Genomic DNA, 12,799 nt, shown 5'->3' with positions numbered 1-12,799 from the left:
AACCCCCTGGGTGATCCAGCCGCCCCGGGGCCGAGGCTTCAGCGCCAGACCGGTGAACCGTTTTTCGTGAGTGTTGAGAGTGTAGCGAAGCGCCGCTTCACAGCATCACGACCAGCCGCTCCCGAAACAGCACGCCGAAGAAGCCCAGGCCGGCCAGCATCGTCCATTTGAGGATGACGATTCCGCGCTGGCGCCAGACCGGCTGGCCGGTGGCGATGGCCACGCCGAAGCACAGGATGGCGGCCAGCAGCAGCAGGCCGACGACGAGGCGGGCGATCAGCATGGGGGCGGTGGGGGCGCGGCCGGGTGGCTCAGCGCCCGTAGTCCGCCGAGGCGGCGCTGGGGTAGCCCACGGCCGGCGCGAAACCGCGCGGCGCATCGGCCTCGCGCTCGAAGGAGGCGATCTCCCAGGCCTCGGGGTCGTCCAGCAGCGCACGCAGCAGCTTGTTGTTCAGCGCATGGCCGCTCTTGTAGGCGCTGTAGGCGGCCAGCAGCGGCTTGCCGGCGATGTAGAGGTCGCCGATCGCATCGAGGATCTTGTGCTTCACGAACTCGTCGTCGTAGCGCAGGCCGTCGGCATTCAGCACGCGGCGGTCGGCCACCACGATGGCGTTGTCCATGCTGCCGCCCAGGCTCAAGCCGCGAGCCCGCATCATGTCCACGTCCTTGGTGAAGCCGAAGGTGCGGGCGCGGGCGATGTCGCGGCCGTAGTCGCCGCGGGCGAAATCGAACTCGACGCGCTGGCCGGTGGCGTCCACCGCCGGGTGGTCGAAGTCGATCTCGAAGGCCAGCTTGTAGCCATGGTGGGGCTCCAGCCGGGCCCATTTCAGGCCGGCGCCCTGGCCCTCGCGCACCTCCACCGGCTTCTTCACCCGCAGGAAACGCTTGGCCGCGGCCTGGCCCTGCACGCCGGCGCTCTGCAGCAGGTAGACGAAGCTGGCCGAGGAGCCGTCGAGGATGGGCACTTCCTCGGCGGTGATGTCGATGATCAGGTTGTCGATGCCGAGGCCGCAGCAGGCGCTCATCAGGTGTTCGACAGTGTTCACCTTGGGGGCGCCCGGATCGCCGCCGGGCGACAGGGTGGAGGCCAGCCGCGTGTCGCAGACCGAGGTGGCGGTGACCGGAATCTCCACCGGCACCGGCAGGTCGACCCGCCGGAAGACGATGCCGGTGTCCACCGGCGCGGGCCGGAGGGTCAACTCGACCCGCTGTCCGCTGTGCAGGCCGACGCCGACGGCGCGGGTGAGGGTCTTGAGACTGCGTTGGGCCAACATGGACGGGATTGTAGGAAGGCCGGTGTTGCCGGGACCTTGCAGCCGGCCGGGTCGTCTTGATCGCGGCGATCAAGGCCTTGCATCGCCGCGGCAGCCCCCGCAGCATGCAGCCCTCGCCCCTTCCGGAGCTTCCGATGCGCGACCTGGCCTCACCCCATGCCCTCGGCGCCGCGAGCGGCCCGAACGACCGCCACCGTGCGGGCACGGACGCTGCGGCGCGCCCCGCCGTCGATCCCGCGGACGATGCAGCCACGCTGGCGGCCCGCAGCTTCCACACCGGGCGGAGCCTGCCCTTCCCGCCGGAGGGGGTCTACGGCGCCTTCGCCGACGCGCGGCTGCTGGCGGCCTGGTGGGGGCCGGAAGGCTTCCGCAATGTGTTCGAGCACTTCGCCTTCCACGAAGGCGGCGACTGGCGCTTCACCATGCACGGCCCGGACGGCCGATCCTGGGCCAACCACAACCGCTTCCTGCGCCTGCAGCCGGGCCGGGAGGTAACGATCCGCCACGAGAGCGTGCCCCGCTTCACGCTGCAGGTGACGCTGCAGGCCGAGGCGGAGGGCACACGGCTGACGTGGCAACAGGTTTTCGACGAGGTCGAGACGGCCCTGGCCGTACGCGACCTCGTGCTGCCGGCCAACGAGCAGAACCTGGACCGCCTGACGCGGGTGCTGGCGGGCGCCTGAAGCTGCCGCCACCCCGCCCCCGGGCGGGCGGACGCGGGCCGTCCCCGGCCCGCGGTGGCTCAGGCGGTGGGGCCGCCGTTGAGCGCGTCGGCGCGCTGCTGGGCGACGGCCAGGTCCAGCGCCCCGGTGTAGATGGCACGGCCGCAGATCACGCCCTGCACCCCTTCGGACTCGACGGCGCAGAGCGCCTCGATGTCGGCCAGGTTCGACAGCCCGCCCGAGGCGATGACCGGGATGGTCAGGGCCTGGGCCAGCTTGACGGTGGCCTCGATGTTGATGCCGGTCAGCATGCCGTCGCGGCCGATGTCGGTGTAGATCACGGCCTCGACGCCGTAGTCCTCGAACTTCTTCGCGAGGTCGACCACCTCGTGCCCGGTCAGCTTGCTCCAGCCGTCGGTGGCCACCTTGCCGTCCTTGGCATCGAGGCCGACGATGATGTGGCCGCCGAAGGCGGTGCAGGCATCGCGCAGGAAGCCGGGGTTCTTGACCGCGGCGGTGCCGATGATGATGTAGCTCAGGCCGCCGTCCAGGTAGCGCTCGATGGTGTCGAGGTCGCGGATGCCTCCGCCGAGCTGCACCGGAATCTCCTCGCCCACTTCCTTGAGGATGGCCTTGATCGCCGGCTCGTTGACCGGCTTGCCGGCGAAAGCGCCGTTCAGGTCGACCAGGTGCAGGCGCCGCGCGCCGGCATCGACCCAGCGACGGGCCATCGCGGCGGGGTCCTCGCCGAAGGTGGTGGAGACATTCATGTCGCCCTGTTGCAGGCGGACGCATCGGCCGTCCTTGAGGTCGATGGCAGGGATCAGGAGCATGGCCGGTTCGAGGGAAGGGATCGGGGACAGACGGACCGCGGGGGCCGGTCTCAGGGACGCCAGCGCAGGAAGTTGCGGTAGAGGGCCAGGCCGTGTGCCGCGCTCTTCTCGGGGTGGAACTGGGTCGCAAAAATATTATCCCGGGCCACCGCGCTGGTAAACCGCGCGCCGTACTCGGTGCTGCCCGCGGTGTGGGCCGCATCGGCAGGCGCGGCGTGGTAGCTGTGCACGAAGTAGAACCAGGCCTCGTCGGGCACCCCGGCCCAGACCGGGTGCGGCGCACCGCCCTGGAACGCGTGCTGGCGCACGCGGTTCCAGCCCATCTGCGGCACCTTGTAGCGGCTGCCGTCGGGCTGCAGCGCGTCGTCGAGCCGGAAACGCAGGACGCGGCCGGGCATCAGGCCCAGGCCGGGCGTGTCCTGCTCCTCGGAATGGTCGAGCAGCATCTGCATGCCGACGCACACGCCCATCAGCGGCTTGCTGGCGGCGGCCTCCCGCACGGCGGCCAGCAGCTCGCCGTCGTGGGCCTCGCGCAGCTCGCGCATGCAGTCGCGCATCGCGCCCTGGCCGGGCAGCACGACGCGGTCGGCGGCACGCACGGCCGCCGGGTCGGCCGTCACGATCACTTCGGGCGCGGCCCCGCCCAGCGCCTGGGCCGCATGGATCACGGCCTGCGACACGGAGCGCAGGTTGCCCATGCCGTAGTCGATGACGGCGACGCGTCCCATCAGAGGCTGCCTTTGGTGGAAGGAATGACGCCGACGGCGCGGGGGTCGATCTCCAGCGCGAAGCGCAGTGCGCGGGCGAAGGCCTTGAAGATCGTCTCGCACTGGTGGTGCGCGTTGTGGCCCTTGAGGTTGTCGATGTGCAGGGTCACGCCGGCATGGTTGACGAAGCCCTGGAAGAACTCGAAGACCAGCTGGGTGTCCAGGCCGCCGATGCTGCCGGCGGTGAAGCTCACGTCCATGTGCAGGCCGGGCCGGCCGGAGAAGTCGATGGTCACGCGCGACAGCGCTTCATCGAGCGGCACGTAGGCATGGCCGTAGCGGCGGATGCCGCGCTTGTCGCCCACGGCCTTGGCGAAGGCCTGGCCCAGGGTGATGCCGACGTCCTCCACGGTGTGGTGGCCGTCGATGTGCAGGTCGCCCTTCGCGTCGATGCGGAGATCGATGAGACCGTGGCGGGCGATCTGGTCGAGCATGTGGTCGAAGAAGCCGATGCCGGTGGCGAGCTGGGCCTCGCCCGTGCCGTCGAGGTTGACGGCCACATGGATCTGCGTCTCCTTCGTGTCACGCTGGACGGAGGCGGTGCGGGGGGGGCTGCTCATGGCGGGCGACTCGCGGAAAGAGGGATCAGGCGGCTGCCAGCACGCGATCGAGCGCGGCCAGCAGGACGTCGGTCTGCGCCTCGGTCCCCACGCTGATGCGCAGGAAATCGGCGATGCGTGTGGGCCGCGGGAACTGGCGCACCAGCACCTTGTGCTCGCGCAGTGCGGCGGCCAGGGCCGCACCGGCATGGCCGGGGTGGCGGGCGAAGACGAAGTTGGCGGCCGAGGGCAGGACCTGGAAGCCACGGTCGGCCAGCGCCGCGCCGAGCCGCTCGCGGGTGGCGACGATGCGCGCGCAGGTGGCGGCGAACCAGGCCTCGTCCTGCATGGAGGCGACCGCGCCCGCGACGGCCACCCGGTCCAGCGGATAGGAGTTGAAGCTGTCCTTGACGCGGATCAGCGCCTCGATCAGGGCGGGATCGCCCAGCGCATAGCCCACCCGCAGGCCGGCCAGCGCGCGCGACTTCGACAGCGTGCGGGTCACCAGCAGCTGCGGGTAGTGGTCGATCAGGGCCGCGGCCGATTCGCCGCCGAAATCGACATAGGCCTCGTCGATGACCACCGGCGCGTCCGGCACGCCCTCGAGCAGGCGGCGGATCTCGGCCCGCGGCAGGACCATGCCGGTGGGCGCGTTCGGGTTGGGGAAGATGATGCCGCCGGCCCCGCCCTCGCGGGCGATGGCCAGGTAGTCGTCCACCCGGATGCCGAAGTCCTCGGCCAGCGGCAGCTCGCGGGTCTGGATGCCATAGAGCTTGGCATAGACCGGGTAGAAGCTGTAGGAGATGTCCGGGTGCAGCAGCGGCGCCTCGTGCTTGAGCAGGGCGAGGAAGGCATGGGCCAGCACCTCGTCCGAGCCGTTGCCGACGAAGACCTGGGCGGGCTTGAGGCCGTGGTGGGCGGCAATGGCCTCGCGCAGCGCGCTGGACTGCGGGTCGGGGTAGAGGCGCAGGGCCTCGCCCGTCTGCGCCGCCATCGCGGCCAGCACGGCCTCGCTGGGCCCGTAGGGGCACTCGTTGGTGTTGAGCTTGACCAGGCCCTCGATGCGGGGCTGTTCACCCGGCACGTAGGGGGTCAGGCGGTGGACGACATCGCTCCAGTAGCGGCTCATGGGGGCTCTCGCGGGGGGGACGGCAGACCGGGCTCAGCCGCGCTGCGGCGGCACCACGGGCAGGCGCAGCTCGGCGGCCCGGGCGTGGGCCTGCAGGCCCTCACCATAGGCCAGCTCGGCGGCGATCGGACCCAGCACGGCGGCACCGGCCGCGCTGACCTCGATCAGGCTGCTGCGCTTCTGGAAGTCGTAGACGCCCAGCGGCGAGCTGAAACGCGCCGTGCCGCTGGTCGGCAGCACGTGGTTGGGGCCGGCGCAATAGTCGCCCAGGCTCTCGCTGGTGTAGGCGCCCAGGAAGATGGCGCCGGCATGCTTGAGCAGCGGCTCCCAGCGATGCGGCTCGGCGCTGGACACCTCCAGGTGCTCGGGCGCGATGCGATTGCTGAAGGCGCAGGCCTCTTCCATGGAGGCGGTCTGGATCAGCGCGCCGCGGCCTTCCAGGCTGGCGCGGATCACCTCCTGGCGCGGCATGCTGGGCAGCAGCCGGTCGATGGCGGCCTGCACCGCATCCAGGTAGGCGGCATCGGGGCAGAGCAGGATGCTCTGCGCCAGCTCGTCGTGCTCGGCCTGGCTGAAGAGGTCGATCGCCACCCAGTCGGCCGGCGTGCTGCCGTCGGCCAGCACCAGGATCTCGCTGGGCCCGGCGATCATGTCGATGCCCACCTGCCCGAAGACGCGGCGCTTGGCGCTGGCCACATAGGCATTGCCCGGGCCGGTGATCTTGTCCACCCGCGGCACGGTGGCCGTGCCGTAGGCCAGGGCCGCCACGGCCTGCGCGCCGCCCAGGGTGAAGGCGCGGTGCACGCCCGCCACATAGGCGGCGGCCAGCACCAGGGGGTTCTTCTCGCCGCGCGGGGTGGGCACGACCATCACGATCTCGCCGACCCCGGCCACCTGGGCCGGGATGGCGTTCATCAGCACGCTGCTCGGGTAGGCGGCCTTGCCGCCCGGCACATAGATGCCCACGCGGTCCAGGGGCGTGACCTTCTGGCCGAGCAGGCTGCCGTCCTCGTCGCGGTAGCTCCAGCTGCGGCCGCAGGCTTCGAGCTGGCGCTCGTGGTAGCGGCGGACGCGGGCGGCGGCGGCCTCCAGCGCAGTGCGCTGCACGGCGGGCAGGCTTTCGAAGGCGGCCTGCAGCTCGGCACGGCTCAGCTCCAGCGCGGCCACGCTGTCGGCGTTCAGGCCGTCGAAGCGGGCGGTGAATTCCAGCACCGCCGCGTCGCCGCGCGTGCGCACGGCCTCGACGATCTCGGCCACCCGGTCCTCGATGGCGGCATCGGTCTCGGCCGACCAGTGCAGCACGCGCTGGAAGTCGGCCTCGAAGCCGGCGGCGGCGGTGGCAAGGCGGCGGATCGCAACAGGGGCAGTCATCGGGCAGACCTTCCGGGGTTCAGTCCTGCGGCAGGGCCGAGGCGAAGGCCTCGATCAGCCGGCGGATGGGCTCGCGCTGCAGCTTCAGCGCGGCGGCATTGACGACGAGTCGCGAGGAGATGTCCATGATCTTCTCGACCTCGCGCAGGTGGTTGGCGCGCAGCGTGCCCCCGGTCGAGACCAGGTCGACGATGGCATCGGCCAGGCCCGTCAGCGGCGCCAGCTCCATCGAGCCATAGAGCTTGATCAGGTCGACATGCACGCCCTTGTCGGCGAAGTGCTGGCGGGCCAGGTGCACGTACTTGCTGGCCACGCGGATGCGCGAGCCCTGGCGCACGGCGCGGGCGTAGTCGAAGTCCTCGCGCACGGCGACGCTGAGGCGACAGCGGGCGATCTTGAGGTCCAGCGGCTGGTAGAGGCCGGAGCTGGCGCCGACGCCACCGGCCGCATGCTCCAGCAGCACATCGCGGCCGGCCACGCCGAGGTCGGCCCCGCCATGCTCGACATAGGTCGGCACGTCGCTGGCGCGGACCATCACGATGCGCACGTCCGGCTGGTTGGTCGGCAGGATGAGCTTGCGCGACTTGTCCGGGTCCTCGCCGACGGTGATGCCGGCGGCCGCCAGCAGCGGCAGCGTCTCTTCGAAGATGCGGCCCTTGGAGAGCGCGAGGGTGATCATGCGAGGTCCTCCGTGGCCGCGCCGGCCTTCACGCGTTCGATGTCCGCGCCCAGGGCGCGCAGCTTGGCTTCCATGCGGTCGTAGCCACGGTCCAGGTGGTAGATGCGGTCGACCCGCGTCGTGCCCTCGGCCACCAGGCCGGCGATCACCAGGCTGGCCGAGGCGCGCAGGTCGGTGGCCATCACGGTGGCGCCGGACAGGCGTGCGCCGCCGCGCACCACGGCCGTGTGGCCGTCGATCTCGATGGCCGCGCCGAGCCGCAGCAGCTCGTTCACATGCATGTAGCGGTTCTCGAAGATGGTCTCGGTGATGACCGCGGTGCCGGCGGCCACGCAGTCCATGGCCATGAACTGGGCCTGCATGTCGGTCGGGAAGGCCGGGTACTCGCGGGTGCGGAAGCCCACGGCCTTCAGGCCGGCGGCGCCGGGCGAGCGCACCTGCAGGGCCTCGTCCGGCGTGCCGGGCGTGCCCAGGGCCTCCACCGCCACGCCGGCCTCGGCCAGCTTCTCGATCACCGCCTCCAGGTGGCCGGCGCGGGCGCCGCGCAGCCGCACCTCGCCGCCGGTGGCGGCCACGGCACACAGGAAGGTGCCGGCCTCGATGCGGTCCGGGATGATGCGGTGCGGCTGCGCCGGTGCGTGCAGGGCCGCCACGCCTTCGATGGTGATGCGGTGCGTGCCATGGCCCGTGATGCGCGCGCCCATGGCGATCAGCAGCTCGGCCAGGTCGGTGACCTCGGGCTCCAGCGCCGCGTTCTCCAGCACCGTCGTGCCCTCGGCCAGGGTGGCGGCCATCATCAGGTTCTCGGTGCCGGTCACGGTGACCATGTCGGTCGTGATGCGGGCGCCCTTCAGGCGGCCGCCGGCCGGGGCCTCGGCTTCGATGTAGCCATGCTCGACGCGGATCGTCGCCCCCATGGCCTGCAGGCCCTTGATGTGCTGGTCGACCGGCCGCGAGCCAATGGCGCAGCCGCCCGGCAGCGAGACCCGCGCCCGGCCGCAGCGCGCCAGCAGCGGCCCCAGGGCGAGGATGGCCGCGCGCATGGTCTTGACCAGCTCGTAGGGCGCCTCGGGCCGCGGCAGCTCGGCGGCGTCCAGGCGCCAGCATTCGCCGGCCGGGCAGCGGTCATCATCCAGGCGTTCGGCCTGCACGCCCATGTGGGCCAGCAGCTTGCGCATGGTCGCCACGTCCTGCAGCCGCGGCACATTGGCCAGGGTCAGCGGCTCGGCGCTGAGCAGCGCCGCGCAGAGCTCGGGCAGCGCGGCGTTCTTGGCGCCGGCGATCGCCACCTCGCCATGGAGGGCGCGGCCGCCGCGGATCAGGAGTTGGTCCATCGTGGAAAGCCGCCGGGCCCGCGCCGGAAGCGGCTGCGCCAGGAGGCGCGCACCGCCTGCCGGACCGCGCGGGCCGCGCGGCCGGAATCAGGGGTGGGTGGGGTGGGCCGCGGCGGCGTCGAACTCCGCCGGGGTCAGGGTCTTCATCGACAGCGCATGGATCTGTTCGCGCATGCGGTCACCGAGCGCGCGGTAGACGCGCTGGTGGCGCGCCACGCGGTTCAGGCCCTCGAACTCGGGCGAGACGATGGTCGCGAAGAAATGCCGGCCGTCGCCTTCGACCTGGAGGTGGGCGCAGGGCAGGCCCAGCGCGATGTAGCGCTGGACGTCTTCGGGGGTCGGATCGGCCATGCCCGGATTGTAGGCAGGCCCCGAAGGTCGGGGGGCATGGGGGGCGCCAGGCCGCCCGGCGCGACTTAAAGTGCCGCCCCGGACCCACTGCCCGCCACGCGGCGGACCCGGCAGAACCATGGCCTCAATCGAAGTGCTCTTGATCGGACTGATCGTCGGCGTGCTGGCCTGGGCACTCGGTGCGCTGCTGCATCTGCTGCGCCTGCGCCGGCAGCTGCAGGCGGCCTTCGGGCCGGTGGCCGAGGCGGCGCGGGGCCTGATCGACCAGCAAGTCGCCGAGGCAGCACGCCTGCGGCCGGCCGTGCCCGCCGAATCGGCGCGGCTGGATGCCGTGGCCACCTGCGGGCAGCAGGCGCACGAAGCGCTGCAGGCGGCCCGCGAGGCCCCGCTGGATCCCGCCCGCATGGCCCGCTGGATCGCCGCCGACGCCGCGCTGGCCCGGGCCTTCGGCGCGCTGGCGCTGTTGCGCCGGGCCTACCCGGCCCTGGCGCCGGCCGACCGCGACACGCAGGCCGCCGCATGCCGGCTGGCCGAGGCCCGGGCGGCGTTCAACCTGCAGTCCGCCCGCTACAACCGCGCGGTGCTGCAGCCGCCGGAGCAGGCGATCGCCGGTCTGTTCGGCTTTCCGCAGGCCCTGAGCCTGCCGGAGCCCGCCCCCCAGGACTGAGGCCCGCCGCGGGGGCCTGGACCGCCTCAGTGGCGGATCTTGTAGCCGCGGGCCAGCAGGCGCAGTGCGAGGGCGGCGACGGCCAGGAAGGCCGCAGCGACGATGCACAGGCTCAGCCAGGGCGACACGTCGCTGACCCCGAAGAAGCCGCGCCGGAAGCCGTCGACCATGTAGAAGAAAGGGTTCAGGTGGCTGACCGCCTGCCAGGCGGCCGGCAGGCTGTGCACCGAATAGAAGACGCCGGCCAGGAAGGTCATGGGCATGATCAGGAAGTTCTGGAAGGCCGCCATCTGGTCGAACTTGTCGGCCCACAGGCCGGCGATCAGGCCCAGCGTGCCGAGCATGCCGGCCCCCAGCAGCGCGAAGACCAGCACCCACAGCGGCTCGGCCAGGCGCAGCGGAGCGAACCAGGCCGTGACCAACAGCACCCCGCCGCCCACCACCAGGCCGCGCACCACGGCCGCGCCGACGTAGGCCGCGAACCAGGCCCAGTGCGACAGCGGCGTGACCAGCAGGAAGACCAGGTTGCCGGTGATCTTGCTCTGCACCAGCGAGGACGAGCTGTTCGCGAAGGCGTTCTGCAGCACGCTCATCATCACCAGGCCGGGGATGAGGAAAGCGGTGTAGCCCACGCCGTCGAAGACCTGCACGCGCTCGTCCAGCACGTGGCCGAAGATCAGCAGGTAGAGCACGGCGGTCAGCACCGGGGCGGCGATGGTCTGGAAAGCCACTTTCCAGAAGCGCAGCAGCTCCTTGCGGAACAAGGGGGCGGCGCCGGCCAGGGCGCGGCGGACGGCGGCGATCATCGGCCGGCCTCCGGAGCCTGCGCGGCCATCAGGCCGAGGAAGACATCCTCCAGGTCGGCGCGGCCGATCTCCAGGTCCTCGATGCGCACACCGGCCTGGCGCAGGCTGGCCAGCAGGGTCTCGATGCCGTGCACCTCGCGCGCCGGCAGCTGCACCGTGCGGCCGGTGACGCGGGCCTGTGCGGCCAGGGCGGCCGGCAGCGCATCGTCGGTCTTGAAGCGCAGCACCGGATGGGCTGCACCGGCCAGCAGCGCGGCCGTGCGGTCCAGCGCCACCACCCGGCCCTGCTTGAGCATGGCGATGCGGTGGCACAGGGCCTCCGCCTCTTCCAGGTAGTGGGTGGTCAGCAGCACGGTGTGACCGGCGCGGTTCAGGCGGCTGATGAAGGCCCAGAGCGTCTGGCGCAGCTCGACATCGACGCCGGCCGTCGGCTCGTCGAGCACGATGACCGGCGGGCGGTGCACCAGGGCCTGGGCCACGAGCACACGCCGCTTCATGCCGCCGGAGAGCTGGCGCATGTTGGCGCCGGCCTTGTCGGCCAGGCCCAGGGCCTCCAGCAACTCGTCGATCCAGGCCTCGTTGCGGCGCAGGCCGAAGTAGCCGCTCTGGATGCGCAGCGTCTCGCGCACGCTGAAGAAGGGGTCGAAGACCAGTTCCTGCGGCACGATGCCCAGCGCGCGGCGCGCCGCGGCGTAGTCGCTCACCACCTCGTGGCCCATCACCTCGATGCGACCGGCGCTGGCCCGGGCCAGGCCGGCCAGCAGGCTGATGAGCGTCGTCTTGCCCGCGCCATTGGGGCCGAGCAGGCCGAAGAATTCGCCCGGCTGGATGTCGAAGCTGACCCCCTGCAAGGCCTGCAGCGGCGCCGCGCCCTGGCGCGCATAGCGCTTCTCGACGCCCTCGAAACGCACCGCCGGATGGCCGGAAGGCGGCGAGGCCGGGGCCGGCAGGGCGGCGGAAAGGGCAGCAGACAAAGGGCAGGCCGGTGGACGTGGGGCCCGCGATTCTAGGGAGCACGCCCACCTGGGCCGGCCGGTGGTAAAAGCGGCAGCCCGGCGGATCCGCCGCCCGGGCCCGCCCTGCCCCACCCCTGGACGCCCCATGGCCGATCTGCGCACCCTCTTCGAACAGGCGGTTGCCGCCTCCAAGCAACTCAGCGAGCGGCCCGACAACGCCACCCTGCTCCAGCTCTACGCGCTCTACAAGCAGGCCACGGCCGGCGATGCCGAGGGCGAGCGGCCGGGCTTCGCCGATTTCGTCGGCCGGGCCAAGTTCGATGCCTGGGCCGAGCTCAAGGGCCTGAGCGCCGAGGCGGCGATGCAGCAGTACATCGAGCGGGTGGACGCGCTGCGCTGAGCCTGCCGCCGCCCCCAGGCCCCCGCCCATCCCCTGCTCGCTGGCCTGGCCCGCCCCCTGCTTCCTTCCAGCCCATGCTGCGACGCCTCCTGCGCCATCTCGCCCTTCGCCACGGCCGCTTCGTCCCGCTCTACCGCCGGCTCGCCGTCCGCACGGTGCCGGAGCATGTCGAGTTCCTGCGGGCGCATGGCGGCCTGCGGCACATCGGCGAGCGGGTGCACATCAACCTCGGCGCGAACATCACCGACCCGGCCTATGTCTGGATCGGCAGCAATGTGGTGCTGTCCGACTGCAGCCTGATCGGGCATGACGCCTCGGCCGCCGTGTTCTCGCAGCTCGGGGGCGAGGCGGTCGACGCCGTCGGGCGCATCGTCGTGCACGACCATGTCTTCATCGGCCACGGCGCCATCGTGCTGCGCGGCGTGTCGATCGGGCCGCGCGCGATCGTGGCTGCCGGCGCCGTCGTCACGCGGGACGTGCCCGAGGGCGCGATCGTCGGGGGCGTGCCGGCCCGGGTGATCGGGCGCTTCGACGACTACCACGCCCGCCTGAAGGCCGAGACCGACACCCTGCCCTGGGCCACGCTGATCCGCCAGCGCGGCGCCAGCGGCTTCGACGCCACCCTGGAACCCGAGCTGGTCCGGCAGCGCGTCGCCCACTTCTTTCCGGACCGGCGCTGAGCGGGCCCGGCCGGGCCTGCTCAGGGGGTCGCGGGCGGCAGGCCGGCTTCCCCGGCCAGCAGTTGGTCGAGATTGGCCTCGATCTCAGCCTGGATGCGCGGCGCGAAAGCGCCCAGCACCAGGCCCAGCCGGGCCTCCAGGCTGAAACAGTCGGCGGCCACCCGAAGCTCGCCCTGCACGCCGGAACGCTGGAAGCGCACGATGTCGGCGCCCTCGCCGGGCTGCGGGCTGCAGCGCATGCCGAAGCGGGCCTCGGCCTCGGCGGTCCAGCGGGCGGCCAGTTCGCGGGCCCGGTCCAGGCCCAGGGCATGGGAGCGGCGGATGTGAAGGACGGGCATGGCCGGGCTGCAG

The 12,799-nt window shown here is 72.1% G+C and carries 17 protein-coding genes; 4 read left to right on the top strand and 13 right to left on the bottom strand.

Annotation, left to right across the window (positions count from 1 at the left end; genetic code table 11):
- Positions 1 to 97 precede the first annotated feature (97 nt).
- Positions 98 to 283 (bottom strand): hypothetical protein, encoded by a 186-nt coding sequence (locus H4F90_RS11725; protein ID WP_182664790.1) that lies wholly within the window; start codon positions 281 to 283, stop codon positions 98 to 100.
- 28 nt (positions 284 to 311) lie between these two features.
- A complete protein-coding gene (gene lpxC, locus H4F90_RS11720; RefSeq protein WP_182664788.1) occupies positions 312 to 1,274 on the bottom strand; it encodes a UDP-3-O-acyl-N-acetylglucosamine deacetylase in 963 nt (320 codons plus the stop codon).
- Between the two features lie 134 nt (positions 1,275 to 1,408).
- Between lpxC and H4F90_RS11715 the strand changes: the two genes are divergently transcribed.
- Complete coding sequence (locus tag H4F90_RS11715) at positions 1,409 to 1,957, top strand: SRPBCC domain-containing protein (protein WP_182664786.1); 549 nt, start codon at positions 1,409 to 1,411, stop codon at positions 1,955 to 1,957.
- Between the two features lie 59 nt (positions 1,958 to 2,016).
- Here the strand turns inward: H4F90_RS11715 and hisA are convergent, their stop codons facing one another.
- The 8 genes from hisA to H4F90_RS11675 form a co-directional block, all read right to left on the bottom strand.
- Positions 2,017 to 2,769, bottom strand: coding sequence for a 1-(5-phosphoribosyl)-5-[(5-phosphoribosylamino)methylideneamino]imidazole-4-carboxamide isomerase (hisA, locus tag H4F90_RS11710; RefSeq protein WP_182664783.1), 753 nt, complete (start codon positions 2,767 to 2,769; stop codon positions 2,017 to 2,019).
- Positions 2,770 to 2,819: 50 nt separating this feature from the next.
- Entirely contained in the window at positions 2,820 to 3,497 is a 678-nt protein-coding gene (hisH, locus tag H4F90_RS11705; protein WP_182664781.1) for an imidazole glycerol phosphate synthase subunit HisH, read from the bottom strand.
- The gene (gene hisB, locus H4F90_RS11700; RefSeq protein WP_182664779.1) at positions 3,497 to 4,096 is read right to left on the bottom strand and encodes an imidazoleglycerol-phosphate dehydratase HisB; all 600 of its coding nucleotides are present in this window, start codon (positions 4,094 to 4,096) and stop codon (positions 3,497 to 3,499) included. Before hisB ends, hisH begins: the two co-directional genes overlap by 1 nt.
- Positions 4,097 to 4,121: 25 nt before the next feature.
- The gene (gene hisC / locus H4F90_RS11695) at positions 4,122 to 5,204 is read right to left on the bottom strand and encodes a histidinol-phosphate transaminase (protein WP_182664777.1); all 1,083 of its coding nucleotides are present in this window, start codon (positions 5,202 to 5,204) and stop codon (positions 4,122 to 4,124) included.
- Between the two features lie 33 nt (positions 5,205 to 5,237).
- Entirely contained in the window at positions 5,238 to 6,575 is a 1,338-nt protein-coding gene (gene hisD / locus H4F90_RS11690; RefSeq protein WP_182664776.1) for a histidinol dehydrogenase, read from the bottom strand.
- A 19-nt stretch (positions 6,576 to 6,594) separates the two neighbouring features.
- Positions 6,595 to 7,254, bottom strand: coding sequence for an ATP phosphoribosyltransferase (gene hisG, locus H4F90_RS11685; protein WP_182664774.1), 660 nt, complete (start codon positions 7,252 to 7,254; stop codon positions 6,595 to 6,597).
- Positions 7,251 to 8,588, bottom strand: coding sequence for a UDP-N-acetylglucosamine 1-carboxyvinyltransferase (gene murA / locus H4F90_RS11680; protein WP_182664772.1), 1,338 nt, complete (start codon positions 8,586 to 8,588; stop codon positions 7,251 to 7,253). Before murA ends, hisG begins: the two co-directional genes overlap by 4 nt.
- An 87-nt stretch (positions 8,589 to 8,675) precedes the next feature.
- Positions 8,676 to 8,939, bottom strand: coding sequence for a BolA family protein (locus H4F90_RS11675; RefSeq protein ID WP_182664770.1), 264 nt, complete (start codon positions 8,937 to 8,939; stop codon positions 8,676 to 8,678).
- A gap of 118 nt (positions 8,940 to 9,057) precedes the next feature.
- Between H4F90_RS11675 and H4F90_RS11670 the strand changes: the two genes are divergently transcribed.
- Positions 9,058 to 9,606: a LemA family protein gene (locus H4F90_RS11670; RefSeq protein WP_182664768.1), complete on the top strand. Its 549-nt coding sequence runs from the start codon at positions 9,058 to 9,060 to the stop codon at positions 9,604 to 9,606.
- 26 nt (positions 9,607 to 9,632) lie between these two features.
- Here the strand turns inward: H4F90_RS11670 and H4F90_RS11665 are convergent, their stop codons facing one another.
- Positions 9,633 to 10,412: an ABC transporter permease gene (locus H4F90_RS11665; RefSeq protein WP_182664766.1), complete on the bottom strand. Its 780-nt coding sequence runs from the start codon at positions 10,410 to 10,412 to the stop codon at positions 9,633 to 9,635.
- The gene (locus H4F90_RS11660) at positions 10,409 to 11,386 is read right to left on the bottom strand and encodes an ABC transporter ATP-binding protein (protein WP_407926185.1); all 978 of its coding nucleotides are present in this window, start codon (positions 11,384 to 11,386) and stop codon (positions 10,409 to 10,411) included. Before H4F90_RS11660 ends, H4F90_RS11665 begins: the two co-directional genes overlap by 4 nt.
- A gap of 127 nt (positions 11,387 to 11,513) precedes the next feature.
- Here H4F90_RS11660 and H4F90_RS11655 point away from each other — a divergent pair, with 127 nt between their 5' ends.
- Entirely contained in the window at positions 11,514 to 11,768 is a 255-nt protein-coding gene (locus H4F90_RS11655) for an acyl-CoA-binding protein (RefSeq protein WP_182664763.1), read from the top strand.
- A 74-nt stretch (positions 11,769 to 11,842) separates the two neighbouring features.
- The gene (locus tag H4F90_RS15805) at positions 11,843 to 12,448 is read left to right on the top strand and encodes an acyltransferase (protein ID WP_182664762.1); all 606 of its coding nucleotides are present in this window, start codon (positions 11,843 to 11,845) and stop codon (positions 12,446 to 12,448) included.
- A 20-nt stretch (positions 12,449 to 12,468) separates the two neighbouring features.
- Here H4F90_RS15805 and H4F90_RS11645 read toward each other — a convergent pair whose 3' ends face one another.
- Positions 12,469 to 12,786 (bottom strand): polyhydroxyalkanoic acid system family protein, encoded by a 318-nt coding sequence (locus H4F90_RS11645; protein ID WP_182664760.1) that lies wholly within the window; start codon positions 12,784 to 12,786, stop codon positions 12,469 to 12,471.
- Positions 12,787 to 12,799: the final 13 nt, after the last annotated feature.

Source organism: Aquariibacter albus (assembly GCF_014145335.1).
GTDB lineage: Bacteria > Pseudomonadota > Gammaproteobacteria > Burkholderiales > Burkholderiaceae_C > Aquariibacter > Aquariibacter albus.
This window is presented reverse-complemented; position numbering and strand designations above follow the sequence as displayed.

What these genes read in the sequence shown, in the direction of transcription:
- H4F90_RS11665 (WP_182664766.1), bottom strand. Translation starts at nt 10,412, where the DNA reads ATGATCGCCGCCGTCCGCCGCGCCCTGGCCGGCGCCGCCCCCTTGTTC.
- H4F90_RS11655 (WP_182664763.1), top strand. Translation starts at nt 11,514, where the DNA reads ATGGCCGATCTGCGCACCCTCTTCGAACAGGCGGTTGCCGCCTCCAAG.
- hisB (WP_182664779.1), bottom strand. Translation starts at nt 4,096, where the DNA reads ATGAGCAGCCCCCCCCGCACCGCCTCCGTCCAGCGTGACACGAAGGAG.
- hisC (WP_182664777.1), bottom strand. Translation starts at nt 5,204, where the DNA reads ATGAGCCGCTACTGGAGCGATGTCGTCCACCGCCTGACCCCCTACGTG.
- hisH (WP_182664781.1), bottom strand. Translation starts at nt 3,497, where the DNA reads ATGGGACGCGTCGCCGTCATCGACTACGGCATGGGCAACCTGCGCTCC.
- H4F90_RS11715 (WP_182664786.1), top strand. Translation starts at nt 1,409, where the DNA reads ATGCGCGACCTGGCCTCACCCCATGCCCTCGGCGCCGCGAGCGGCCCG.
- H4F90_RS15805 (WP_182664762.1), top strand. Translation starts at nt 11,843, where the DNA reads ATGCTGCGACGCCTCCTGCGCCATCTCGCCCTTCGCCACGGCCGCTTC.
- lpxC (WP_182664788.1), bottom strand. Translation starts at nt 1,274, where the DNA reads ATGTTGGCCCAACGCAGTCTCAAGACCCTCACCCGCGCCGTCGGCGTC.
- hisG (WP_182664774.1), bottom strand. Translation starts at nt 7,254, where the DNA reads ATGATCACCCTCGCGCTCTCCAAGGGCCGCATCTTCGAAGAGACGCTG.
- H4F90_RS11670 (WP_182664768.1), top strand. Translation starts at nt 9,058, where the DNA reads ATGGCCTCAATCGAAGTGCTCTTGATCGGACTGATCGTCGGCGTGCTG.
- hisD (WP_182664776.1), bottom strand. Translation starts at nt 6,575, where the DNA reads ATGACTGCCCCTGTTGCGATCCGCCGCCTTGCCACCGCCGCCGCCGGC.
- hisA (WP_182664783.1), bottom strand. Translation starts at nt 2,769, where the DNA reads ATGCTCCTGATCCCTGCCATCGACCTCAAGGACGGCCGATGCGTCCGC.
- H4F90_RS11645 (WP_182664760.1), bottom strand. Translation starts at nt 12,786, where the DNA reads ATGCCCGTCCTTCACATCCGCCGCTCCCATGCCCTGGGCCTGGACCGG.
- H4F90_RS11675 (WP_182664770.1), bottom strand. Translation starts at nt 8,939, where the DNA reads ATGGCCGATCCGACCCCCGAAGACGTCCAGCGCTACATCGCGCTGGGC.
- murA (WP_182664772.1), bottom strand. Translation starts at nt 8,588, where the DNA reads ATGGACCAACTCCTGATCCGCGGCGGCCGCGCCCTCCATGGCGAGGTG.
- H4F90_RS11725 (WP_182664790.1), bottom strand. Translation starts at nt 283, where the DNA reads ATGCTGATCGCCCGCCTCGTCGTCGGCCTGCTGCTGCTGGCCGCCATC.